This window comes from Microterricola viridarii, assembly GCF_001542775.1.
In the GTDB taxonomy this organism is placed as follows: domain Bacteria; phylum Actinomycetota; class Actinomycetes; order Actinomycetales; family Microbacteriaceae; genus Microterricola; species Microterricola viridarii_A.
Genome location: NZ_CP014145.1, coordinates 2,987,512 through 3,010,578 on the forward strand (window position 1 = coordinate 2,987,512; position 23,067 = coordinate 3,010,578).

A 23,067-nucleotide genomic window follows, 5' to 3' on the forward strand; every position below is an offset into this window, starting at 1 on the left:
CCTCACGACTGCGCGTCCGTGCTCTGCTGGCGGATGGTGTTGATGATGCCGGAGAAGTCTTGCCCGGCCCCGTCGCCCTCGGCGAACTGCCGGTAGATCTCGCGTGCGTGCAGGCCCAACTGCGCGTCGACGCCGGTGAGGGCGATGGCCTGCTCGGCGAGACCGAGGTCTTTCGCCATCAGCGCACCGGCGAAGCCGGGCCGGTAGTCGTGGTTTGCCGGGCTCGTTGGCACCGGGCCGGGCACCGGGCAATTGGTGGTCAGCGCCCAGCACTGCCCCGACGCGTTGGACGCCACGTCGTAGAGTGCCTGGTGGCTGAGGCCGAGCCGTTCCCCCAGCACGAACGCCTCGGCGACAGCGATCTCGGTGATGCCGAGGATCATGTTGTTGCAGACCTTCGCGGCCTGCCCGAGGCCGGGCTCGCCGCAGTGCACGACGCGGCGGCCCATGATCTCCAGCAGCGGCCGCGCCGATTCGAAGTCGCCGTCGCTGGCGCCCACCATGAAGGCCAGCGTGCCGTTCTCGGCGCCGACGACGCCGCCGGAGACGGGCGCGTCGGCCGCGCGATGACCGGCGGCGATGGCCAGGTCGTGGGCCTGCCGGGCCTCATCGACCGCGATCGTCGAGCAGTCCAGGAACAGCGTGCCCGGCCGGGCCGCTGCGAGCAGGCCCGGGGCGCCGCCTGCTCCCGCGTACGCGGCGATGACCTGCGCCCCGGTCTGCAACATGGTGATCACGATCTCCGCATCGGCGACAGCGCTGACCGCGTCGGCCGCGATCTGTATGCCGGCGGCACTCGCCTCGGTGGCGGCCGCGGGCACCGGGTCGAAGCCGACGACGCGCTGCCCCGCCTTCACGAGGTTGGCGGCCATCGGGCCGCCCATGTGGCCGAGGCCCAGAAACGCAATGGTGCTCATAGGGGTGCCTTCGCTCTCTGCTGGTCGGTTCGGGCATCCGCCAGCAGCTCGCGCCCGACGATGAGCTGCATGATCTCGTTCGTGCCCTCGAGGATCTGGTGCACCCGCAGATCGCGCACGACTCGCTCGATGCCGTACTCGTGCAGGTAGCCGTAGCCGCCGTGCAGCTGCAGCGCCTGGTTGGCGACGCGGAAGCCGGCATCCGTGGCGAACCGCTTGGCCAGGGCGCAGGCCGCCGCCGCGTCCGGTGCGGCGTCATCCATCTTGCCCGCGGCCCGTTGCAGCAGTGCACGCGCGGCCTGCAGATCGGTCTCCATGTCGGCGAGGGTGAACAGGATCGACTGGTTGGCGGCCAGCGGGGCGCCGAACGCCTCCCGCTCCTGCACGTAGCGCGCCGCCTTGTCCAGGGCCCACTGGGCGCCGCCGAGCGAGCACGCGCCCATGTTGACGCGCCCGCCGTTCAGACCCTTCATCGCGATTCCGAAGCCGTCGCCCTCGGCGCTCAGCCGGTTCGCCACGGGCACGCGGACGTCGTCGAAGATGACCTGGCGGGTCGGCTGCGCGTTCCAGCCCATCTTCTTCTCGTTGGGGCCGAAGCTCAGGCCCGGGGTGCCGGCCGGCACCAGAATCGCGCTGATGCCGCGGGGCCCCGGCCCGCCGGTGCGCGCCAGCACGAGGTACACGGCCGAGGAGCCGGCGCCCGAGATGAACTGCTTCGTGCCGTTGAGCACGTACTCGTCGCCGTCGCGCGCTGCCGATGTCGTGATGGCCGCGGCATCCGACCCCGCGCCGGGCTCGGTCAGGCAGTAGCTGCCCAGGTGCTCCATCGTCACCAGTTTCGGCAGCCACTGCAGGCGCTGCTGCTCGTCGCCAAACGCGTCGATCATCCAGGCGACCATGTTGTGGATCGAGATGTAGGCGGCGATGGTGGTGTCGCCCTGGGCGAGTTCCTCGAAGATCGCGACGGCGTCCAGACGCGAGAGCTCCGACCCGCCCGACTCCTCGCCGACGTAGATGCCGCCGAGGCCGAGCTCGCCGGCCTCGCGGAGTGTGTCGACGGGGAACGTTTTCTCGGCGTCCCAGGTCGAGGCGTTCGGCGCGAGCCGTGCGGCGGCGAACTCGCGCACGGCCTCAACGAGCGCGGCCCGGTCTTCTGCGGTGAGCGCGTCCATCGGCGTCAGCGCGGCGTCGGGGCAAGAATGCTGTCGCGGTTCCGAGGGGCGCGATGCCCTCCGCTGGTGTGGCGAGGTTTGTGGGTCATTGCGAGGCCATCCCTTCCCGTGCTGCAGGGCACATCGCGTCGATGCGTTTGCTCCGGAGATTACTCGGGCTGCAAAGCAATTACTAGGGAATGCAACTTAATCGCGGGCTACACTCAGCCCGGCACCGGCCCGAACCGGGTCAGGAACGGGAGCCGGTCGAGCACGCGCATCCCAACCAGGTTCCAGATCCCGATGAAGAAGAGGATCGCGGCCAGCGGACCGAGGAAGGCGCCCAGCACGTCGCTCGGGTAATGCGCGCCGAGGTAGACCCTGGAGGCGCCAACGGCCAGGGCGAAGATGGAGCCTCCCACCGCCGCCAGTTTCGCCCAGCGGGTGTTGCGGGCCAGGAGGTAGAGCGCGATCGCCAGCGAGACGGCGAAGCTCGTGTGCCCACTCGGGAAGCTGTCGTGGCCCTGCTCGCTGACCAGCGGGTCGGCGAGCAGCGTCGAGTCCAGCCGCGGCCGGGCGATGGCGAGTTTGAACGCCTCACTGGACAGCCAGCCGATGCCGGCAACCGCGGTCACGACAATCGCATTCACCGGGGCACGGCGCACGAGAACCAGGTACAGGAAGAGCACGCCCAGGATGACCAGGTTGCCGACCGGAGAGAGAGCGGCGTCCACGGCCAGCGCCAGGGCTGTCAGGACGCCGTTGTGATCGCGGCTGAGCTCCTGATCGACGGTGAGCTCGGCCGGTGCGACCTGGCGGAGCTGGGTGACGACAGCGCCGAGCACGAGCACCAGCACGGCCAGGAGTGTCGCCCAGAGCGCCCAGAGGCGCGGCTGCGGCAGCACGGCGAGGCGGGCCTGCGCTGGCACAGATTCGATCGTGTGGCGCGCGGGTGCCGGGGAGACAGAACTCATCTCACCAACGTAAGTCGCCCAGCCTGACCGTTCGGCGGGGTAATGGCCCGGCGCCTGAGAGCATTCTCAATCGGGTGTCTGGGCGATTCACGCGCACGCGCCGTTTCGAGTCGGGCGCGGCATCCGGAAACGCAAAAACCCCCGCAGAGGCGGGGGTTTTTGTGAAGTGCGGAACCGGTGGGATTTGAACCCACGGTACCCTGTAAAGGGTACTCCACCTTAGCAGGGTGGTGCACTAGGCCGAACTATGCGACGGTTCCTCTGTGTGCCTGCCGAGGCGAACACACGACGACAATCATAACCGTTTTTTGAGGACAGTTTTGACCACCGCGGGATCTGGGGCTACTGGTCCTCGAGCGTGCGGCCGTCGGAGCAGGTGTACTGGCCGGCGCTCTGGCCCTTGACGCCGTCCAGGACCACGGGGCCCGAGCTCTCAGGGGCGACGGGGGCGTTCGGGTCGACAGCGGCGTTCGGGTCGGCCGGAGCCGCCTCCACAGGAGCGTTGGGGTCGATCAGCGATCCGCCGGTGTCGCCACCGAGCTCGATCGGCTGGTCGGCCGCGAGAGCGGCGAACAGCGCGTCGGCAGCCTCGTAGTCCGGTGCCACGCCGCCTTCGACAGCACCCGTCGGGTACTGCACGAACTTGATCTGGTCGAGCGGGATGTCCTTGAGGGCCATCGCCATCGCCACCATGTTGTCGACGTTCTGCAGGTTGTCGGACAGCGTGATGTTGGTGAGCGCGGCCTTGGCCAGCGAGTAGAGCTTGGCCGGGTTGGTGAGCGTGTCTGCGCTCTTCACCGTGCGCATCAGCGAGGAGAGGAACACCTGCTGGTTGCTGATGCGGGTGAGGTCGCTGCCGTCGCCGACACCGTGGCGGGTGCGCAGGAACTGCAGTGCGTTCCAGCCCTCGAGCATGTGCTCGCCCGGGTCGAGGAACAGTCCGGTGTACTCGTCCTCGATGCGCGCACCGACACAGACGGGCACGCCGCCGACGGCGGTCGACATGGCGATCACGCCGCTGAACTGCACCTCTGCGGCGTAGGGGATGTCCAGGCCGGTGAGCTCTTCGACGGTGAGCACCGTGCACGGCAGCCCGCCGTAGGTGAGGGTCGTGTTGATCTTCTGCGACGACATCGACGCGAAGGGCGACTCGGGGTCGCTGGGGTCCGGGCACGACGGGATCGGCACGAACGTGTCGCGCGGGAAGCTCACGACGGTGGCGTTGGAGTGGTCGGCCGAGATGTGCAGCAGCATCGTCACATCGTTGAGGTCGCCGGTCTCGTCTTCGCCGCCGAAAATGGGGTCTTGGCCCTTGCGGCTGTCGCTGCCGACGAGCAGCACATTGACGCCGCCCTCCCAGGCACCGATCTGCGGGATCTTGGCGCCCTTGCCGTCAGCGTCGCCGGCCAGCGTGATGCTGGGCTTGATGCTGGATGCGAGGTCGTATGCGGCGATGGCCGCAACGGACGCGCCGCTGACCATGAGCACGGCGAGTGTCGCGGCGAGGAACCGGGTGATGGTGGCGAAGGGATTCGACTTCTTCAGTCGACCGTGCCGGGCAATCGTCGGCGTTCTCATCGCCCGACGGCTGCGGGGGCGCAACTCTTCGCTCACTAATTTCCCTTCATAAAGTGCCCGAAGCACGCAGTGCGGAGGGCGTGGGATTCGAACCCACGAATGCTTTCACATCACCAGTTTTCAAGACTGGCTCCATCGGCCGCTCGGACAGCCCTCCTGGTCGTCGCCCCTCGCGATCGTTCGAGAACGACCGTGGAAAGAAACGAGCAACGCCCGATTCTATCCGAAAGCAGGATTTCTAGAATGACAGCCGTTTCTGCGAGCGGGCTGGATAACGCTTCCGCCGCCCTGAGCACCCTGCCGATTCGCAGCCTGGGCGCGGCACAGCGGGGAAAGTGGCGCTCAGGCGCCGGCGGCGAATGCCCGCAGCGCGGTGGCGAGGCCGTCGTCCTCGACGCTGCCGGTCACCTCGCTGGCGGCATCCTGCACCTCGTCCGGCGCCTGACCCATCGCGACGGCGCGGCCCTCGGCCGTGGCCCACTCGAACATGTCGATGTCGTTGCGGCCGTCTCCGGCAACGAGCACCTGGGAGCGCGGAATGCCGAGCGCGTCCCGCGCCCGCTCCAGCGCGGTTGCCTTGTTCACGCCCTCCGGTGCGATGTCGAGCCAGGCCGTCCAGCCGACAGAGTAGGTCACCTGGTGCAGGCCCATGCGCTCGACGACGGTGAGGAAGTCCTCGAGGTCGTGGTCGGGCGAGAGCACGACGACGCGCGTCGCGGGGGCGCCGCTCAGCTCCTCAAAGTCGACCTTGCGCGCCTTCTCGAGGTTCCAGTCCAGCATGCCGTCGGTGTACAGGCGGAAGCCGTCTGCATCCTCGACCATGAACCGGCCCTCGGGCAGGTGGTCCCGGATGCGGTCGAGCACGGGCCGCGGGTCGAAGGTCTCCACGTGCGCCCGGCGGTAGCCGTGCGGCTCGGCGGCATCGCGCTGCATGAGCAGCGCGCCGTTGGCACACACCACGTACTCCGGCGTGATGCCCAGCTGCTCGATCACCTGCCAGGTGCTCTCCCAACTGCGGCCCGTGGAGAGGGTGACCTCGTGGCCGGCCGCCTGGGTCACCGCGACGGCATCGCGCACGGCATCCGTCAGCGTCCCGTCCTCGTGCAGGACGGTTCCGTCGACGTCGAGAGCGACGAGCCAGCGCGCCTGACTCATTTTGCGATCGGTTCGATCTTCTCGAGGCCGCCGAGGTAGGGCCGCAGCGCCACCGGCACCACGACGGAGCCGTCGGCCTGCTGGTGCGTCTCGAGCATCGCGACGATCCAGCGCGTGGTGGCCAGCGTGCCGTTCAGGGTGGCGACCGGGGTGGTCTTGCCCGACTCGGTGCGGTAGCGGATGTCGAGGCGGCGCGCCTGGAACGTGGTGCAGTTGCTGGTGCTGGTCAGCTCGCGGTACGCGCCCTGGGTGGGCACCCAGGCCTCGATGTCGAACTTGCGGGCCGCGCTGGAGCCGAGATCGCCGGCGGCGACGTCGATGACGCGGTAGCTGAGGCCGAGCGACTGCAGCATGTCCTCCTGCAGGGCGACGAGGCGGTCGTGCTCGGCCTCGGCGTGCTCCGGCAGCACGTAGGCGAACATCTCGAGCTTGTTGAACTGGTGCACGCGGATGATGCCGCGGGTGTCCTTGCCGCCGGAGCCGGCCTCGCGGCGGTAGCAGGTGGACCAGCCGGCGTAGCGCAGCGGCTCGGCCTGCACGTCGATGATCTCATCGGAGTGGTAGCCGGCGAGGGCGACCTCGCTGGTGCCGGTGAGGTACAGGTCGTCGGCGGGCAGGTAGTAGATCTCGTCGGAGTGCTCGCCGAGGAACCCGGTGCCGTCCATGATCTCGGGGCGCACCAGAGTCGGCGTGATGAGCGGGGTGAAACCGGCGGCGAGCGCCCGGTCCAGCGCCATGTTCATCAGCGCGATCTCGAGGCGGGCGCCGATGCCCTTGAGGAAGTAGAAGCGGGCACCGCTGACCTTGGCGCCGCGCCCCATGTCGATGGCGCCGAGCATCTCGCCGAGCTCCAGGTGGTCGCGCGGCTCGAAGTCGAAGGTGGGGGTGTCACCGTGGGTGCGCAGCGTGACGAAGTTGGCCTCGCCGCCGGCGGGGACGCCGTCGATGATCGGGTTGCCGATGGCGCGGATGGCTGTGGTGAAACGCGCCTCTGCCTCGCTCGCGGCGGCGCTGGCGGCCTTGACTCGGGCGGCGAGCTCCTGCACCTCGGCGAGCAGCGCCTTCTTCTCGTCGGGCGCGGCCCGGCCGACCTTCTTACTGAACACGTTCTGCTCGCTGCGCAGCTGCTCGAACAGCGCGATCGCGGCCCGACGCTCGGCGTCGGCGGCAAGCGCCTCATCGACGAGTTCGACGGAGTCTCCGCGGGCCTCTTGCGATGCCTTGATGAGATCGGGGTTTTCGCGCAGCAGTACGGGATCAATCACCGGGTCAGTCTACCAATCGCCTCGCCCACCGAGACCGCCCCATGCCGGGCGCGCAGTTCACTCCGGGCTTGCGCGCCCCGATGCCGTAGCTTTGAGTGGTGCCTACCCAGAGTGCCCCGGATGACGCGGCCCCCGTACCCGCAGCAAAGCCGCGTGCGGCGATCGTCTACAACCCCAGCAAGAGCGGTGTGGACGAGCTGAAGAAGGCGGTGCGCCAGGCCGAGAAGGATCACGGCTGGGGGCCATCCGTCTGGCTCGAGACCGAGGTCGACGACCCGGGCCGCAGCATGGCGGAGAAGGCTGTGGCAATGCGGGTGCCGCTGGTCATCGCCGCGGGCGGCGACGGCACCGTGCGCTCGGTGGCTGAGGGGCTGCGCGGAACCGGAACCGCCATGGGCATCGTCCCGGCCGGCACCGGCAACCTGCTCGCCCGCAACCTCGAGATCCCCGTGAACGACGTCGCCCTCGCGTTGGAGATCGCCTTCGCCGGCGCCGAGCGCCGCATCGATGCCCTTCTGGTGGACGTGACCCGGCCGGGCTCCGAGACCGAACGGCACGTCTCGCTGGTGATGAGCGGTGTCGGCATCGACGCGGCCATGATCTCCAACACCGACCCCGAGCTGAAGAAGCGGGTGGGCTGGCTCGCCTACGTCAATGCGGGACTGCGGATTCTGCCCATGTCCAAGCCTTTCCACCTGCACTATCGCATGGAGGGCCGACACTCCCACCGGGTGCGCGTCGCCACCGTGCTGGTCGCCAACCTGGGCGTGCTGCCCGGCAACATCGAGCTGATCCCGGATGCCGTGCTAGACGACGGACTGCTCGACGTCGCCGTGCTGCAGCCGAAGAACGCCTGGGGCTGGCTGATGATCTGGCGCCGGGTGGCGTGGGAGAACCGCGTGCTGCGCAAGACAGTGATGGGCCGGCAGCTCCTCGATCTGACCGGCGGCGACAAGCGCAGCGAGATGGTCTACCTGCGCGGCACCGGCATCGAGCTGCGCATCGAGGAGGGCGTGCAGGAGCTCGAGATCGACGGCGATGAGTTCGGTTTCGTCACCGCGGTCGGCTTCAGCACGGATGCCGGCGCGCTGCTGATGCGGGTGCCGAAGGAGTCCTAGCCGCCCGCGGCCCGGCGACGGCTACGCCGTCGGGTCGAGCAGCCCATCCAGCCACTGCCGCGCCTCGACGAAGATGGCGTCGTCGTAGCGAGAGGTGAACTCGATCGTCTGCTTGTCGGCGCGCGGGTAGGAGCCGAGGAAGAGCACGTTCGGGCTGAAGCGACGGAGGCCGAGCAGCGCGTCGGCCATCCGCTCGTCATTGATGTGCCCGTCGGCGTCGATGATGAAGCGGTAGCGACCGAGCGCGTCGCCGATCGGCCGCGACTCGATCAGGCTGAGATTCACGCCGCGGGTCGAGAACTGCTCGAGCATGCCGAGCAGCGAGCCGGAGACGTCGTCTGGCAGTTCGACGATGAGGCTGGTCTTGTCTGCCCCGGTCGGCGCCGGGATGACGCGGCTGCGGCTGACCAGAACGAAGCGGGTGACCGCGTTGTTGTTGTCGCCGATGTCGGTGGCCAGCACCTCGAGCGGGTAGTGCTCGGTGATGCCGATCGGTGCGATCGCGGCATCCGCGAGGCTGCCGTGCAGCAGGGTCGCGGCAGCGGCGACGTTGCTGGAGGCCGGGATGTGACCGTGGCCGGGCAGCGTGGCATTCAGCCAACTGCCGCACTGGGCGTAGGCGACCGGGTGGGCGTTGATGGTGCGCACGTCGGCCAGCACGGTGCCGGGCCGGGCGACCAGCTCGAAGCGCACAGGCACCAGGTACTCTCCGATGATGCGGAGGCCGGGCATTTTCGCCAGGGCGTCCTGGGTGGCGGAGACGCCACCTTCGACCGAGTTCTCCATGGCGATCATCGCGGCAGTGCTGCGCCCGGAGACGACGTCGGCGAGCGCCTCTCCCACGTTGTTCACCGCGTGCCAGGTCTTGCCAGCGGCATCCGGCACCTGCTTGAGCGCCGCCTCGGTAAACGTGCCTGCCGGGCCCAGGTAGCTGTAACTGACCACTGTGGGCTCGGTTTCTTCTGCAGGCATGGCTCTCAGCCTAATGCGCAGGCATGGCCGGGGGCCCGGTGCGGTGCCAGACTGGAACCATGACTGATCGCGCAGGAACCCCGGCCCAGGCATCCGACCTCATCGATGTGCAGGCGCTGGTGCGTGCCTATTACGACCTGAAACCGGATGCCGCGATCCCGGAGCAGCGGGTGGCCTTCGGCACCAGCGGCCACCGCGGCAACGCACTGAAGACGTCGTTCAACGACGACCACATCGCCGCCACGACGCAGGCGATCGTGGAGTACCGGGCCGCGCAGGGCATCACCGGGCCGCTGTTCATCGGCGCCGACACGCACGCCCTGAGCGCCCCGGCCATGACGACGGCGCTGGAGGTGCTGGTCGGCAACCAGGTACGCGTGCTGGTCGACGAGTTCGACGACTATGTGCCGACGCCCGCCCTCTCGCACGCCATCCTGCGCTGGAACAACGACGCTGCGCTGCGGGCGGAGGGCGAGGCCGACGGCATCGTCATCACCCCGAGCCACAACCCGCCGAGCGACGGCGGCTTCAAGTACAACCCGCCGCACGGCGGGCCGGCCGACTCCGACGCAACCGGCTGGATCGCGAACCGTGCCAACGAGCTCATCGTCGGCGGCCTGCACGAGGTGCTGCGGGCAGAGCCGAGCGCCGTCGAGCAATACGACTTCCGCAGCCGCTACGTCGAGGACCTCGAGAACATCATCGACATCGACGCGATCAAGCGCAGCGGCATCCACGTCGGCGCCGACCCACTCGGCGGGGCGTCCGTCAACTACTGGGCCGCGATCCGCGATCACTACGGCCTGAACCTCACCGTGGTGAACCCGACCGTCGACCCGCAGTGGGGCTTCATGACGTTGGACTGGGACGGCAAGATCCGGATGGACCCATCCAGCCCCTCGGCGATGGCCTCGGTGCTGGCCCACCAGGACGACTTCGACGTGCTCACCGGCAACGACGCCGACGCCGACCGGCACGGCATCGTCACCCCCGACGGCGGCCTCATGAACCCGAACCACTTCCTGGCCGTCGCCATCGACTTCCTGTACACGCACCGCTCCGGCTGGCGGGCGGATGCCGCGATCGGCAAGACGCTCGTCTCCTCCAGCATGATCGACCGGGTGGCCGCTGCCCTCGGCCGCCGTCTCTGGGAGGTGCCGGTCGGCTTCAAGTGGTTCGTGCCCGGCCTGGTCGATGGCTCGGTCGGCTTCGGCGGTGAGGAGAGCGCCGGGGCCTCGTTCCTGCGCTTCGACGGCACCGTGTGGACCACCGACAAGGACGGCATCCTGCTCTGCCTGCTCGCCGCCGAGATTCGCGCGGTCACCGGCAAGTCGCCGTCGGAGCTCTACGCCGGGCTCGTCGCCAAGCACGGCGACCCGGTCTACGAGCGCGTGGATGCCGCGGCGACCCCCGCGCAGAAGGCGGCGCTCGGCAAGCTCGACGGCGACTCGATCTCCGCGACGGAGCTGGCCGGCGAGCCGATCACGGCGAAGCTGTCGCGGGCGCCCGGCAACGACGCGGCGGTCGGCGGCGTGAAGGTCGTCACCGAGAACGCCTGGTTCGCGGCCCGGCCGAGCGGCACAGAGGACGTCTACAAGATCTACGCCGAGTCGTTCCTCGGCGAGGACCACTTGCGCCAGGTGCAGGCGGAGGCCCGCCTCATCGTCGACGCCGCCCTCGGGTAAGGGTTCCGGGCGAGACCGGTCTCGATACGCTCGTTCCTCGCTACTCGACCAGCGGGTGGGGGCAGCGGCGGGTAGCCGCGGGGCTCCGCCGGGCGGCCAGCGGCTCACGGCGAGGCTCTCCGCTGATCGAGTAGGCCGTCTACGGCCGTATCGAGATCGAGGGGGCGGCCGCTACGGGATGCTCCAGTAGTAAACGCTCGCGCCCGGGTGGATCTCGGTGATCGCCTCGTCGACGGAGCGGTAGTTGGTGTCATCCGTGTGGCCGCCATAGAAGATCTGGATGTTGTCGCCGGAGCCCTCGATGCGGGTGACGACGGCCGTGTGGTCGCGGTCGCCCGAGTTGTCCCAGTCGAACTGCGCGACGTCGCCGAGCCTGACCTCCGAGCGCTGGTCGTCGGTCAGCGCAGTGGCGCGCCCGGACTCCTCCAGATAGTCGCGGAACGCCGTGGAACTGACCCACGGTGAGGTGTAGTCGAAGTCCTCGCCCGTGCCCTCTGTCCACCACTCATCGTCCATCTGCCAGCCGCGCTCGATGAGCGACTGGCTGGTGAAATTGACGCAGTCATTGTCGTCGAGCACGCCGTACTCGTCGGTGTTGTAGTCGTCCCAGTGCGCCTGCACGTAGTCCAGCTGCGCCTGCACCGCCGGGGAGTCGGCAAACTGACCCGCGGACTGCCTCGCCGATCGGGACGCGGCGGAGCCGGCATCCGACGCCGCATCGCCGAGCCCGGGCAGGACCGCAACCCCAGCAACGATGGCGCCGGTGAGCAGCGCGAGCAGGGCGGCCGGGAGGATCCAGCGGGGTCGAGACACAGGCAGCAACTTTCGGTGACGAACTCTCAAGTTGAGCACGTCGCGGCTGTGAATCCCCTCCGGGGTCAGTGAGTCATTCTCAAATTACCTGATGAGACCCCGAATTGGGGGCTCGGTGCACTCCCATCTGTCACTAGGATGAGCGCCATGATCCCGAATCCACTTCGTCGCGCCCTAGCGCTGACAGTCTCACTCACGCTCGCCGCCGGCCTCGCACTCGTCGCCGCGCCGGCGGCACAGGCCCTGCCCACGAACGATGCGACGCTGAGCAACATCACGGTGTCGGCAGGCGGCACGATTACTGCGCCGTTCAACTCTGATCCCAGCATCCCGATGGAAGTCACCCTCCCCAACGCGGTGACGCGCTTGGCGTTCACTCCGACCGCGAGTGATCCGGGCGCGACGATCATCGCCTTCAATGGGCGAGACGCCAAGTACGAGCTCGCCAGCGGAGTGGAGAGCACGCCAGGCTTCGTCATCGCCGGAACCACGTCGACCATGACGGCGGAGGTCACCGCCGCCGATGGCATCACGCAGAAGCAGTACAGAATTCTTGTGACGCGGGAGGCGAACCCCGCGCCCGTCTACGACCTCGCCTTGAGTGGTCTTGGCGTCTCGGAGGGAACCCTCTCCCCCGCCTTCGACAGCGCCACACTCGGCTACACCGTCGACGTCCCATACACGACGACCAGCGTCACCGTCACCCCGGGCACGAGCTCAGGCAACACCGTCGTCGTCACCAACAGCGGCAACCAGGTCGGCAACGTGATCGGTCTCGGCGTCGGCAACAACCTGGCGCTCATCACCGTCACCGCCCCCAACAACACGTTCCGGCAGTACACGGTGCACATCACGCGCGGCCCGGCACCCACCGCCGATGTCGACCTGGTCGACCTCGAGCTGTCGGACGGCACGCTCAGCCCGGCGTTCGACCCCGCCATCACCAGCTACACCGCGACCGTGCCCTACCGATTCCGGAACATTGAGATCACGTCGACGATGTCGACGCCCCAAAACGCCCTGACGGTCAACAATCAGCCCGCGGCAAACGGCGCGCCCACCACGGTGTCGATCAACTACGACTCCATCGGCAGCAGCTACGCAGTCAAGGTCAGAGCAGCGAACGGCGTGGAGAAGATCTACATCGTCACGCTCACCCGTGACGCTCCGTCGAGCAACGCCGACATGACCGGGCTCTCCCTGTCGAACGCGGCCCTCTCGCCGGTCTTCGCCAACGGGGAGACCGCATACACCGCGACCGTCCCGTATCTGACGACGTCGACCTCGGTCACCGGCACGGTGGCGGATGCCACGGCCATCCTCCGCGTGAACGGGCACGACACGGCATCCGGCAGCGCCTCGGCCCCGGTCGCCCTGCAGGTCGGCCTCAACTCCATCACGGTCTCGGCAACTGCCGAGGACGGCGTGACGGCCACGACGCGCACGATCGAGGTGACCCGCACCGCGCCGGACCTCGACCTCAGCGCACTGACGGTCAGTGACGGAACGCTCTCCCCCGCCTTCACCGCCGGCACAACCGCGTACACCCTTGCACTGCCGTACACGGTGACGTCGCTGGACGTCGCGGCCGTCGCCGTCAACCCCGACTGGACCCTGGAAATCCAGGGCGTGGAGACCGCGGGCGCCGCGGTCGCCGTGCCGGTCGGCGCCAGCACCGTCTCGGTCACCGTCACAGCCCTGTACGGCGAGACCCGCGCGTACACGATCGCGGTCACCCGCGAGGCCCCGTCGGCCAACGCCGATCTGGCTAGCCTCACGCTCTCTGACGGCGCGCTCTCTCCTGCCTTCGACTCGGGCACGACGAGCTACACCGCGAGCGTCGGCTACCTCACCGAGCAGGTCACCGTTGCCGCCTCGGCTGCGGATGCCACGGCCAGCGTGAGCGTCAACGGCAAGGCCGCCGCATCCGACATCGTGGACCTCGCCGTCGGCGAGAACACGATCACGGTCGTGGCCACGGCCCAGAACGGCGCGACGAAGACCACGACGATCGTCGTGACCCGCCAGGCTGCCCCGGCTCCCGGCATCAGCGTCACGCTCGGGTTCGCTGCGGGTGACCAGGCGGCGAATGCGCCGTTCCAGTTCACCGGCACCAACCTGCTCCCGGGCAGCACCGCCACCATCACGATGCACTCGACCCCGGTCGTGCTCGCGACCGGCACGGTCAAGGCCGATGGCACGATCACGCTGAGCGCGCGTATCCCGGCGAATGCCGAGGCCGGTGCCCACCGCCTCGTGTTCGAGGGCACCGCCGTCGACGGCACCGCAGTGAGCAAGACTGCCTGGCTCACCGTGCTGCTGGACGGCACCATCGGCGACGTATCGGTCACCGAGCCCGTCGCATACGTCGAGCCGACGACTCCGCCCGCCCCGGGCGGCGGCGTCACCGCGGGAAGCCCCAAGCCTCTCGCCAGCACCGGAGCCGACGCCGGCTTCGGGGCGACGACCGGCACGGCCCTCGCCGCGCTCGGTGCCGCGCTGCTGCTGCTTGGCGGCGTGCTGCGCCGCCGTCGCAGCGCCGCGTAGGCCCTCGGAAACAAGAGCGGGCGCTCCTCCCTGGGGTGGAGCGCCCGCTCGTTTTATGCGCGTCTGTTAGGAGAGGCTCCAGTAGTAGACGGAGCCGCCGCCGGAGATGGCCTCGTCGACGTTCCAGTAGTCGGAGTCCTTGCTGTGCCCGGCCACGTAGATGGTGACGCCGGCCGCGGTCTTGTCGACGCGGGTCACGGTGGAGGTGTGGTCGCGGTCGCCGGAGCCGTCCCAGTCGAACTGGGCGATGTCGCCGACCTTGACGGATGCCCGCTGGTCGTCGCCGAGGGCGGTTCCACGCTCGGGGTGCGCCTCCATGTAGTGCTGGAAAGCGGTGGAACTGATCCATGCGGCCGAGCCCGCCCCGTTGGAGTAGTTCCAGGACTCGTCCATCTGCCAGCCACGGGCGATCAGGCCTTGGCTGGTGAAGTTGGCGCAATCGTTGTCGTAGATCGGCGTGTAGTCGAGGTTGTAGTTGGACCAGTGCTGCAGCAGGTAGTCGGTCTGCGCGGTGACACGGGGGTCGGGCAGGTACTCGAAGCTCAGCAGCGCGGGGGCAGAGGCCGGCGCGGCGGCGGGGGTGATCGGCAGGGCGCCGGGCTTCAGCACGAGGCCGCGCAGCTCGGCGCTGCCGTACTCTGCGGCGGGCCGGGCGACCGCGACCGGTGCGGCCGCGAGCGGGTGGGGATCGGCGGCGATTGCCGCGGCCTGCACGGCAGCGGCCTTCTCGTCGGCTGCGGCCTGATCGAGCGCGGCCTGGTCGGTGGTGGGCACGGCGGCGCCGCTCGCGTCGAAGAGTTCGACGGGCACGGTTCCGGTCACCAGCTCCGTGGAGACGGGGGCCTGGTAGCTCAGCGCGGTCGGGGTGGCCTCGACCACGACGGCCGGCACTCCACCCACCTGCACGGCGCTGACCTGATTCAGCTCCTCACCGGAGACGGTGACGACGGTTCCACCGGTGACGGGGCCGGATGCAACGGGCGCAGCGAGAGCGACGGGGCGCTTCGCGATCGCCGGCAGAGCGGTCACGGTATTGGCCGGGGCCTGCGCCGGGGCGGCCTGTGCGGCGGCGTGTGCGGCGGGTTCGGTGGCACTGGCGGAATCGGCGGTGACCGGGGCGACACCGAGGCTCAGGGCGAGCAATCCGCATGCGGCGGCGGCGAGGCCGGCAGCGCCGCTGGCGAGGGTCCAACGCTGGCTGGAGATGGACAGGGGCGAGGGCAAGCGGTGAAGCATAAATCCATTCTGATCAGGCAACGGGGATCATCCACCAGAACAAGCTCAGATGTCAGAGCGCTGTGCAGAGTCTGCAGAAATAGTGAGAAATGCGCAGTTTCTACCCCCGAATGGGGGAGTGTATCGGTCGGTCTGTACGGCCGAAATCGCCCTCAGCGGGCCAGGCGGGCCCGCAGCACGAGCACGACCAGCGGAACGAGCACGAGCAGGGCGAGGGTGTTCAGCGCGGGGAAGCCTCCCCAGGCGAGGATCACCCCGGCCAGTGCGGCGGAGCTGGCCGCGGCCAGGTTCATCGCGGCATCCGTCGCGCCCTGCAGCGGCACCCGCACCTCGCGCGGCACGGATTGGGTGAGCTGCGCCGACCCGCCGATCATGCCGGCCGACCAGCCGAGGCCGAGCAGGCCGAGCGCGATCGGCACGGCGACCATGTTGTCGGACGGCACGGTGATGCCGATCAGCGCGGCCACAACGAACAGTGCGACAGCCAGCACAATCACGCGCTCGGAGCCCCAGCGGTCGGCCAACCAGCCCATCAGTGGGCTGGCGCCGTACATGCCGAGAATGTGGATGCTGATCACGAGCGACTGCAAGCCGAGCGAGAGGCCGTGTTCGTGCATGGTGACCGGTGTCATCACCATGACCCCCACCATGACGGTGTGTGAGCAGATGATCGCCACGACACCGACCGCGGCGCGCGGCTGACGCATCGCGATGCGGAGGGCCTCGCCGGTACGCACGCGCGCCTGCGGGGGCCGCGGCTGGCCCGGCGCACCGGGTGCGGCGGAGCTGGGCGCTGCGGGGCTGGGCGTTGCGGGGCTGGGCGTCGCGGGGCTGGGCGTTGCGGCATCCGCGGCCAGCACACCGGCCGGCGGGGTGCGCAACAACACGGCGGCGAGCAGGGCGGATGCGGCGAAGGCGACGGCCGCGAACAGGAATGGGCCGGCCAGCGGCTCCAGCCCGAGCGCCGCACCCAGCTGGGCGCCGAGCGGCGAGAGGTTCGGGCCGGCGACAGAGCCGAGAGTCGTCGCCCAGAGCACGAGCGACATCGAGCGCGCCTCGTAGCCCGGAGCGGCCACCTCGGTCGCGGCGAAGCGCGCCTGCAGACCAGCGGCGCTGGCCGCCCCGAACGCACCGAGGCCGAGGAAGAGCAGCGGCAGAATTCCGGATGCCGCCGCAAGAAGCACCAGCCCCGCGCCCAGGAACGCGAACGCATAGCCGCTGGCCAGCGCCCAATGCCGGCCAACCCTGGTGGCCATCCGCGCCATCGGGATCGCGACGAGGCCGGCCCCCAACACGCTGGCAGCCTGAGCGAGCCCGGCCAGGGAAACGACGCCGGTGAGCTCGCGGGCGAGGACCCCGCCGACGGCGATGCCGGAGGCTACGCCGATGCCCGCGAGCAGCTGGTTGACGATCAGGATGGTGAGCGGAACCCAGCCGTGGCGGCGGCTCAGCCGGCCTGGTCGGGCGGTCGCCGGCGCCCCGGACGACGCGGCGCCGGCCTGATGGGCCGGCTGCTGGGTCGGCTGCTGGGCTGCCCGTCCGGTGTTCGCGCTCACGCAGTTCCCCTCGTCCAGCGGAGCCTGCGGCATCCGCGCCCCTCAGTCTGCTGCACCGGGAGCCGGCGCCCAAGCACCGTTGCGCTCCCCGCCGGGTGCCCCCGGCCGCTGCACGTAGCCGGTCAGCGGATGCGCCGGGCGACACGCCGCATGAAACGGCAGAATCCCGACGTTTCGGGCCGCGCATCCGCGGACTGGCTACGGGTGGCTAGGGGTAGACCGGGGCGGCGGGGAGGCCGAAGAATTCCTCAAGCGTGGTGAACCCGGTGTTGTGCATCTCGGTGGAGAGGTCGGTGCCAATGTAGCGGAAGTGCCACGGCTCGAACTCGTAACCCGTCACGGCCGTCTTGTCGGCCGGGTAGCGCAGCAGGAAGCCATACTTCCAGGCGTTGTCGCGTAGCCAGGCGCCCTCCGGCATGTCGCCGAAGCACTGGTAGATGCGGCACTGGCCGGTCGGCGTGGCGATGTCGACGGTCAGGCCGGTCTGGTGCTCGCTGTAGCCGGGGCGGGCCGTCAGCTCGTCGTCGCCCGCGTAGATCCAGGACTGCTCGGTGTAGCTGCGGTAGGCACTGGCGGCGATCAGCGAGTAGCCGTCGGCCGCTGCGGCCTTCACCATCACGTCGAACGCGGCAGCCGGCTCGGCGCGCATCTCCCCTTCGCCGACCGAGACGAGGTCGCCGGGGGCGTAGTCGGCCGGATTCAGGGGGCGCAGCTTGTTGACCACGAGCCAGATGCTGTTCGGGTCGTCGATCGAGCGTGCCGACTTGTCGAAAGCGGGAACGGGGGCCGGGGGCGCCACCACCTCTGGCGACGGCCGCGACGGCTCGCTGCTGGTCGGATCCGGCGTCGAGACCGGGGCGGTCGGGGTGCCGGTCGCGTCATTGGACGCCTGTGCTCCGCGGCCGGCCGCGGCCCCGATGGCGATGGCGGCGATGATCACGACGACGAGAAGTGCCGCCGCAATCGTGCGCCGCTGCCGCACCTGGCGCGAAGGCCGGGGACGGGTGCGTTGCTGTTCAGACACACTCCCGAGCGTACTCGGCATGGCTGGGCGTTCGGCACCGGCCCCGGCCGGGCTGGCCCACCGCGCTCGAAATTTTCGTGAGAGCGCTCTCTTGACAAACCCCGGCTGCCCTCCCTAACATCGGCTGAGCAGTCGTGAGAGCGCTCTCTCGATCCAGCATGAGAGCGCTCTCTAGCAACACCCGCAACAAATTACCCACACCAAACCACGCACAAAGGAGTGACCGTGAAGCTCTCACGACGCACAACTGCTGTGACCGCCGTCGCCGGCGCCGCAGCATTCGCATTACTGGCCACCGGATGCGCCTCCGGCGCCGGAACCTCGCCGGAATCATCGGACAGCCCGGTCGAGTTGACCATCACCACGTTCGGCACGTTCGGCTACGACGACCTGTACAAGCAGTACGAGGCCGAGAACCCGAACGTCACGATCACCGCCACCAACATCGACACCGGCGGCAACGCCCGCACCGACACGTTCACGAAGATCGCGGCGGGCTCCGGCCTCTCCGACATCGTCGCGCTGGAAGAGGGCTGGCTCGGCTCGATCATGGAGGTCTCCGACCAGTTCGTCGACCTCGCCGACTACGGCATCAACGACCGCAAGGCGGACTGGGTCGACTGGAAGCTCGCCCAGGCCACCGACCCGAGTGGCCGCATCATCGGCTACGGCACCGACATCGGCCCGCAGGGCCTCTGCTACAACGGCGCGCTGTTCGCGGCGGCCGGCCTGCCCAGCGACCGCGAGGCCGTCGCCGAGCTGCTCGGCGGCGACAACGCCAGCTGGGAAGACTTCTTCGCCGTCGGCAACAAGTACAAGGCCGCAACGGGCAAGGCCTGGTACGACCAGTCCGGATTCGTCTGGAACTCGATGGTCAACCAGCTCGACGAGGGCTACTACACCGCAGACGGTGAGCTGAACGTCGAGGGCAACACGCAGCTGCAGGAGCGCTGGGGCCTGCTCGCAGGCGCCGCGGCCGACGGCCTCTCCGCCGCGCAGGGCCAGTGGGACTGGAACGGCGGCAAGTCCTTCGTTGACGGAACCTTCGCCACCTTCGTCTGCCCCGGCTGGATGCTCGGCGTCGTGCAGGGCCAGACCGAGGCCGGCGGCGGCGACGCCACGACCGGCTGGGACTTCGCCGACGTCTTCCCCGGCGGCGCGGCCAACTGGGGTGGCGCGTTCCTCGCCATCCCCGAGACCTCCAAGCACAAGGCGGAGGCGGCCAAGCTCGCCTCCTGGCTGACCGAGGCCAAGCAGCAGCTCGGCCAGTTCGAGGCAGCAGGGTCCTTCCCGAGCGTCGCCGCCGCCCAGGACGAGCTCGCCAGCAACCCGACGCCGAACGCGTTCTTCAATGACGCCCCCGTCGGCTCGATCCTGGCCGCCCGCGCCCAGGGCGTCGTCGCGCAGTTCAAGGGCCCGGATGACTCCGTCATCCAGGAGAACGTCTTCGGACCGGTCACGCAGAAGCTCGACCGCGGCGAGGCCAACGCCGAAACCGGCTGGGCCGAGGCCGTGAAGCTGCTGAACGAGCTCATCGACTAAAACCGAACACCAGCACTCCGGGGCTCCCGAGCGGCACCACCTCTCGGGAGCCCCACCCATTCACCTGTAGTACCAATTCACCAGCTGTACCCATTCGAATCGGACACACGATGACCTCCACACTCAACCGGCCGGCGGCCACGACGGCGGATGCGGCGGCCGGCGGCCCGGCGCCGAGGAAGCGCTCCGGCCTCCGTCGGCGGATCAGCGCCCTCGACAGCAAAGCCTCGCCGTACCTCTACATCTCGCCCTTCTTCGTGCTGTTCGGCATCGTCGGCCTGTTCCCGCTGCTCTACACCGCGGTGGTGTCGATGCACGACTGGAACCTGCTGAAGGGGCAGGGCGACTTCGTCGGCCTCGACAACTTCGCCGCCATCCTCGGCGACCGGTTCTTCTGGAACTCGATCTTCAACACGATCAGCATCTTCCTGCTCTCGGCCATCCCGCAGATCTTCGTCGCCCTCGCCCTCGCCGCCGTGCTCGACCAGAACCTGCGCGCCAAGACCTTCTGGCGCATGAGCGTGCTGCTGCCCTATGTCGTCACGCCCGTCGCCGTGACGCTGATCTTCTCGAGCGTCTTCAACGAGCAGTCCGGGCTGGTCAACAACCTGCTCGGCGTCGTCGGCCTCGACCCCGTCGCGTGGAAGCACGACGTGTTCGCCAGCCACATCGCCATCGCCAGCATGGTGAACTGGCGCTGGACCGGCTACAACGCCCTCATCCTGCTGGCCGCGATGCAGGCGGTGCCGCGCGACATTTATGAGTCGGCCGCTCTGGACGGTGCAGGGCCGATCCGCCGCTTCTTCTCGCTGACGATCCCCAGCATCCGTCCGACCCTCGTCTTCGTCGTGATCACGGCAACCATCGGCGGGCTGCAGATCTTCACGGAGCCCAAGCTGTTCGACGCCTCCAGCGCCGGCGGCATCGGCGGCGCCGACCGCCAGTTCCAGACCACGGTGCTCTACCTCTGGGAGATGGCGTTCTTCCGCCAGAACCTCGGCAAGGCCTCGGCCATCGCCTTCCTGCTGTTCATCCTCATCGTGCTCATCGGCCTCTTCAACTTCCTCCTCTCGCAGCGGATCGCGAGCGCGGAACAGCGCGGCAACGACAAGCGCACGGCGAAGGCACTCAAGAACTACCGCGGAGGTCGGTCATGACCAACACCATCACCCGGCCGAGCACCACCCAGGGCACGGCCACCCCACCCTCCCCCGCCCGCAAGCGGTTCCGGCTGCGCTCCGGCGCTGGCGATCGGCCCGGGTTCCTCATCTACGGGCTGCTCACCGCCTTCATGCTCGGCACCGCCTACCCGCTCTGGTGGTCGTTCGTGGTGGCCAGCGGCAGCAACGCCACCCGCGGCGAGACGCTGCCGCTCATCCCCGGCGGCAACTTCCTCTCGAATGCCGCCACGGTGTTGGATGCCATCCCGTTCTGGAAGGCGCTCGGCAACAGCATCATCATCTCGCTGGTGATCACCGTCTCCGTCGTCGTGTTCTCCACGCTCGCCGGCTACGCCTTCGCCAAGCTGCGCTTCCGCGGCCGCGACGGCCTGATGATCTTCGTCATCGCCACCATGGCCATCCCGACCCAGCTCGGCATCATCCCGCTGTTCATGGTGATGCGCCAGCTCGGCTGGACGGGCGAGCTCGGCGCCGTGATCGTGCCGACACTGGTGACGGCGTTCGGGGTGTTCTTCATGCGCCAGTACCTCGTCGACGTCATCCCGGACGAGCTGATTGAGGCGGCCAGGGTCGACGGCGCCGGCCAGTTCCGCACCTTCCTCACGGTGGCCATCCCCGCCGCTCGGCCGGCCATGGCGATCCTCGCCCTGTTCACCTTCATGACGGCCTGGACGGACTACCTCTGGCCGCTGATCGTGCTCAACCCGGGAAACCCGACCTTGCAGACAGCCCTCGGGCAGTTGCAGTCTGGCTACTACATCGATTACTCGATCGTGCTCACCGGCGCGGTCATGGCCACCATCCCGCTGCTTGTGCTCTTCATCGTGGCCGGCAAGCAGCTCATCTCAGGAATCATGCAAGGAGCCGTGAAGGGCTGATGACTACCCACTTTCCCCCCGCGTTCATCTGGGGCTCTGCCACCGCCGCCGCCCAGATCGAGGGCGCCGGTCACGAAGACGGCAAGCTCGACTCCATCTGGGACGCCTTCGCGCGCGTGCCGGGCGCCGTCGCCAACGGCGAGACGCCAGAGGTCGCCGTCGACCACTACCACCGCTACCCCGGCGACGTGGCGATCATGAAGCAGATCGGGCTGGACTCCTACCGCTTCTCCACCAGCTGGGCGCGGGTCGTGCCCGACGGGCACACCGTCAACCAGAAGGGGCTCGACTTTTACTCGCGCCTGGTCGATGAGCTGCAGGATGCCGGCATCCTGCCCTGGCTGACCCTCTATCACTGGGATCTGCCGCAGGCGCTCGAAGAGCAGGGCGGCTGGGCGGCGCGCGACACCGCGCACCGCTTCGCCGATTACGCCGAGGCCGTCTACGGGGCGCTCGGCGACCGGGTGCGGCACTGGACCACGTTCAACGAGCCGTTCTGCTCGGCGATCCTCGGCTACGGCGCGGGGGTACATGCGCCGGGGCGCCAGGACCCGCGGGACACCGTCGCCGCGATCCACCACCAGCACCTCGCGCACGGCCTGGCCGTGAACCGGCTGCGCGAGCTGTCGGCCGAGCCGCTGCAGATCGGCATCACCCTCAACCTCTCCAACGCGATTCCGCTGGATGCCACCGACCCGGTCGACCTCGAGGCTGCCCGCCGCTTCGACCTGCTGCAGAACCGGGTGTTCCTGGAGCCGATCGTGACCGGTGCCTACCCCGCCGACGCGTACACCGACCTCGAGCAGTTCGGCATCCGCGAAGTCATCAAGGACGGCGACCTGGCCGTCATCGGCACCCCGATCGACTTCCTCGGTGTGAACCACTACCACGACGACCAGGTCAGCGGGCATCCGGACGACACCGGCACAGACGGCCACTCCGGTGCCACCGACCGGCAGATCAGTTCGCCCTGGATCGGCTCGGAGTACATCACGTTCCCCAGCCGCGGCCTGCCCCGCACCGCCATGGACTGGGAGGTGAATCCCGCCGGGCTGACCACACTGCTCGTGCGGCTGGGCGAGGAGTACCCGGCGCTGCCGCCGCTCTACGTCACCGAGAACGGTGCAGCCTACGAGGACGTCGTCGAGGAGGACGGCAGCGTCAACGACGTCGACCGTTCCCGCTTCATCTCCGACCACATCGACGCGATCGGGGCGGCGATCCAGCGCGGCGCCGACGTGCGCGGGTACTTCGTCTGGTCGTTGCTGGACAACTTCGAGTGGTCGTGGGGCTACGACAAGCGCTTCGGCATCGTGCGCGTGGACTACGACAGCCAGCTGCGCACGATCAAGAACAGCGGGCATGCCTACGCGGAGCGCATCGCGCGCGAGAAAGACGCCTCCCAGAAGGGGGCCGAAGACACCTCCCACCACCCGGTCCAGTCGCAGTAGGGTGGATGCCTCAGCACAGACGGG

Annotated in this window: 18 protein-coding genes and 2 tRNA genes; 7 read left to right on the top strand and 13 right to left on the bottom strand. The window is 69.0% G+C overall.

Features of this window, described 5'->3' with window-relative positions; genetic code table 11:
* Positions 1 to 2 precede the first annotated feature (2 nt).
* The 8 genes from mmsB to serS form a co-directional block, all read right to left on the bottom strand.
* Positions 3 to 917, bottom strand: coding sequence for a 3-hydroxyisobutyrate dehydrogenase (mmsB, locus tag AWU67_RS13700; RefSeq protein WP_067230178.1), 915 nt, complete (start codon positions 915 to 917; stop codon positions 3 to 5).
* Positions 914 to 2,089 carry an acyl-CoA dehydrogenase family protein gene (locus tag AWU67_RS13705; protein WP_067230181.1) on the bottom strand — a complete coding sequence of 392 codons (1,176 nt, stop codon included), beginning with the start codon at positions 2,087 to 2,089 and terminating at the stop codon, positions 914 to 916. Before AWU67_RS13705 ends, mmsB begins: the two co-directional genes overlap by 4 nt.
* 203 nt (positions 2,090 to 2,292) lie before the next feature.
* Positions 2,293 to 3,042 (bottom strand): phosphatase PAP2 family protein, encoded by a 750-nt coding sequence (locus AWU67_RS13710; RefSeq protein ID WP_082717007.1) that lies wholly within the window; start codon positions 3,040 to 3,042, stop codon positions 2,293 to 2,295.
* A 169-nt stretch (positions 3,043 to 3,211) separates the two neighbouring features.
* Positions 3,212 to 3,302: transfer RNA gene (locus AWU67_RS13715), tRNA-Ser, on the bottom strand.
* 82 nt (positions 3,303 to 3,384) lie between these two features.
* Positions 3,385 to 4,656, bottom strand: coding sequence for an LCP family protein (locus AWU67_RS13720; RefSeq protein ID WP_234407263.1), 1,272 nt, complete (start codon positions 4,654 to 4,656; stop codon positions 3,385 to 3,387).
* A gap of 36 nt (positions 4,657 to 4,692) precedes the next feature.
* Positions 4,693 to 4,777: transfer RNA gene (locus tag AWU67_RS13725), tRNA-Ser, on the bottom strand.
* A gap of 185 nt (positions 4,778 to 4,962) precedes the next feature.
* Positions 4,963 to 5,775: an HAD family hydrolase gene (locus AWU67_RS13730; RefSeq protein WP_067230190.1), complete on the bottom strand. Its 813-nt coding sequence runs from the start codon at positions 5,773 to 5,775 to the stop codon at positions 4,963 to 4,965.
* Positions 5,772 to 7,040 carry a serine--tRNA ligase gene (serS, locus tag AWU67_RS13735; RefSeq protein WP_067230194.1) on the bottom strand — a complete coding sequence of 423 codons (1,269 nt, stop codon included), beginning with the start codon at positions 7,038 to 7,040 and terminating at the stop codon, positions 5,772 to 5,774. The genes AWU67_RS13730 and serS overlap by 4 nt, the downstream gene beginning before the upstream one ends.
* A gap of 98 nt (positions 7,041 to 7,138) precedes the next feature.
* Here serS and AWU67_RS13740 point away from each other — a divergent pair, with 98 nt between their 5' ends.
* Positions 7,139 to 8,158 carry a diacylglycerol/lipid kinase family protein gene (locus tag AWU67_RS13740; protein ID WP_160329765.1) on the top strand — a complete coding sequence of 340 codons (1,020 nt, stop codon included), beginning with the start codon at positions 7,139 to 7,141 and terminating at the stop codon, positions 8,156 to 8,158.
* A 21-nt stretch (positions 8,159 to 8,179) separates the two neighbouring features.
* Here AWU67_RS13740 and pheA read toward each other — a convergent pair whose 3' ends face one another.
* Complete coding sequence (gene pheA, locus AWU67_RS13745; protein ID WP_067230198.1) at positions 8,180 to 9,130, bottom strand: prephenate dehydratase; 951 nt, start codon at positions 9,128 to 9,130, stop codon at positions 8,180 to 8,182.
* A gap of 59 nt (positions 9,131 to 9,189) precedes the next feature.
* On the opposite strand from pheA, the gene pgm reads away from it, so the two are divergent.
* A complete protein-coding gene (pgm, locus tag AWU67_RS13750; RefSeq protein WP_067230201.1) occupies positions 9,190 to 10,815 on the top strand; it encodes a phosphoglucomutase (alpha-D-glucose-1,6-bisphosphate-dependent) in 1,626 nt (541 codons plus the stop codon).
* A 171-nt stretch (positions 10,816 to 10,986) separates the two neighbouring features.
* Here the strand turns inward: pgm and AWU67_RS13755 are convergent, their stop codons facing one another.
* Entirely contained in the window at positions 10,987 to 11,628 is a 642-nt protein-coding gene (locus AWU67_RS13755) for an amidase domain-containing protein (RefSeq protein WP_067230205.1), read from the bottom strand.
* Positions 11,629 to 11,775: 147 nt separating this feature from the next.
* Between AWU67_RS13755 and AWU67_RS13760 the strand changes: the two genes are divergently transcribed.
* Positions 11,776 to 14,175 carry a cadherin-like beta sandwich domain-containing protein gene (locus AWU67_RS13760; RefSeq protein WP_067230208.1) on the top strand — a complete coding sequence of 800 codons (2,400 nt, stop codon included), beginning with the start codon at positions 11,776 to 11,778 and terminating at the stop codon, positions 14,173 to 14,175.
* 66 nt (positions 14,176 to 14,241) lie between these two features.
* On the opposite strand, the gene AWU67_RS13765 is transcribed toward AWU67_RS13760, so the two are convergent.
* The 3 genes from AWU67_RS13765 to AWU67_RS13775 all read right to left on the bottom strand — a co-directional run bounded on the left by AWU67_RS13765 (position 14,242) and on the right by AWU67_RS13775 (position 17,991).
* Complete coding sequence (locus AWU67_RS13765) at positions 14,242 to 15,411, bottom strand: amidase domain-containing protein (protein WP_067230211.1); 1,170 nt, start codon at positions 15,409 to 15,411, stop codon at positions 14,242 to 14,244.
* A 152-nt stretch (positions 15,412 to 15,563) separates the two neighbouring features.
* Positions 15,564 to 16,967 (bottom strand): MFS transporter, encoded by a 1,404-nt coding sequence (locus tag AWU67_RS13770; protein ID WP_160329766.1) that lies wholly within the window; start codon positions 16,965 to 16,967, stop codon positions 15,564 to 15,566.
* A 208-nt stretch (positions 16,968 to 17,175) separates the two neighbouring features.
* Complete coding sequence (locus AWU67_RS13775) at positions 17,176 to 17,991, bottom strand: M15 family metallopeptidase (RefSeq protein ID WP_160329767.1); 816 nt, start codon at positions 17,989 to 17,991, stop codon at positions 17,176 to 17,178.
* 219 nt (positions 17,992 to 18,210) lie between these two features.
* Here AWU67_RS13775 and AWU67_RS13780 point away from each other — a divergent pair, with 219 nt between their 5' ends.
* The 4 genes from AWU67_RS13780 to AWU67_RS13795 all read left to right on the top strand — a co-directional run bounded on the left by AWU67_RS13780 (position 18,211) and on the right by AWU67_RS13795 (position 23,043).
* Positions 18,211 to 19,533 (top strand): extracellular solute-binding protein, encoded by a 1,323-nt coding sequence (locus AWU67_RS13780; protein WP_425339187.1) that lies wholly within the window; start codon positions 18,211 to 18,213, stop codon positions 19,531 to 19,533.
* 110 nt (positions 19,534 to 19,643) lie between these two features.
* Complete coding sequence (locus AWU67_RS13785; protein ID WP_067230219.1) at positions 19,644 to 20,690, top strand: carbohydrate ABC transporter permease; 1,047 nt, start codon at positions 19,644 to 19,646, stop codon at positions 20,688 to 20,690.
* Complete coding sequence (locus AWU67_RS13790; protein WP_067230222.1) at positions 20,687 to 21,592, top strand: carbohydrate ABC transporter permease; 906 nt, start codon at positions 20,687 to 20,689, stop codon at positions 21,590 to 21,592. The genes AWU67_RS13785 and AWU67_RS13790 overlap by 4 nt, the downstream gene beginning before the upstream one ends.
* Positions 21,592 to 23,043 carry a GH1 family beta-glucosidase gene (locus AWU67_RS13795; RefSeq protein WP_067230226.1) on the top strand — a complete coding sequence of 484 codons (1,452 nt, stop codon included), beginning with the start codon at positions 21,592 to 21,594 and terminating at the stop codon, positions 23,041 to 23,043. Before AWU67_RS13790 ends, AWU67_RS13795 begins: the two co-directional genes overlap by 1 nt.
* Positions 23,044 to 23,067 lie beyond the last annotated feature (24 nt).

Excerpts from the sequence above, each read along its gene's own strand:
- AWU67_RS13710 (WP_082717007.1), bottom strand. The coding sequence starts at position 3,042 with ATGAGTTCTGTCTCCCCGGCACCCGCGCGCCACACGATCGAATCTGTG.
- pheA (WP_067230198.1), bottom strand. The coding sequence starts at position 9,130 with ATGCCTGCAGAAGAAACCGAGCCCACAGTGGTCAGTTACAGCTACCTG.
- mmsB (WP_067230178.1), bottom strand. The coding sequence starts at position 917 with ATGAGCACCATTGCGTTTCTGGGCCTCGGCCACATGGGCGGCCCGATG.
- AWU67_RS13765 (WP_067230211.1), bottom strand. The coding sequence starts at position 15,411 with ATGCTTCACCGCTTGCCCTCGCCCCTGTCCATCTCCAGCCAGCGTTGG.
- AWU67_RS13785 (WP_067230219.1), top strand. The coding sequence starts at position 19,644 with ATGACCTCCACACTCAACCGGCCGGCGGCCACGACGGCGGATGCGGCG.
- AWU67_RS13790 (WP_067230222.1), top strand. The coding sequence starts at position 20,687 with ATGACCAACACCATCACCCGGCCGAGCACCACCCAGGGCACGGCCACC.
- AWU67_RS13705 (WP_067230181.1), bottom strand. The coding sequence starts at position 2,089 with ATGGACGCGCTCACCGCAGAAGACCGGGCCGCGCTCGTTGAGGCCGTG.
- AWU67_RS13795 (WP_067230226.1), top strand. The coding sequence starts at position 21,592 with ATGACTACCCACTTTCCCCCCGCGTTCATCTGGGGCTCTGCCACCGCC.
- pgm (WP_067230201.1), top strand. The coding sequence starts at position 9,190 with ATGACTGATCGCGCAGGAACCCCGGCCCAGGCATCCGACCTCATCGAT.
- AWU67_RS13760 (WP_067230208.1), top strand. The coding sequence starts at position 11,776 with ATGATCCCGAATCCACTTCGTCGCGCCCTAGCGCTGACAGTCTCACTC.
- AWU67_RS13730 (WP_067230190.1), bottom strand. The coding sequence starts at position 5,775 with ATGAGTCAGGCGCGCTGGCTCGTCGCTCTCGACGTCGACGGAACCGTC.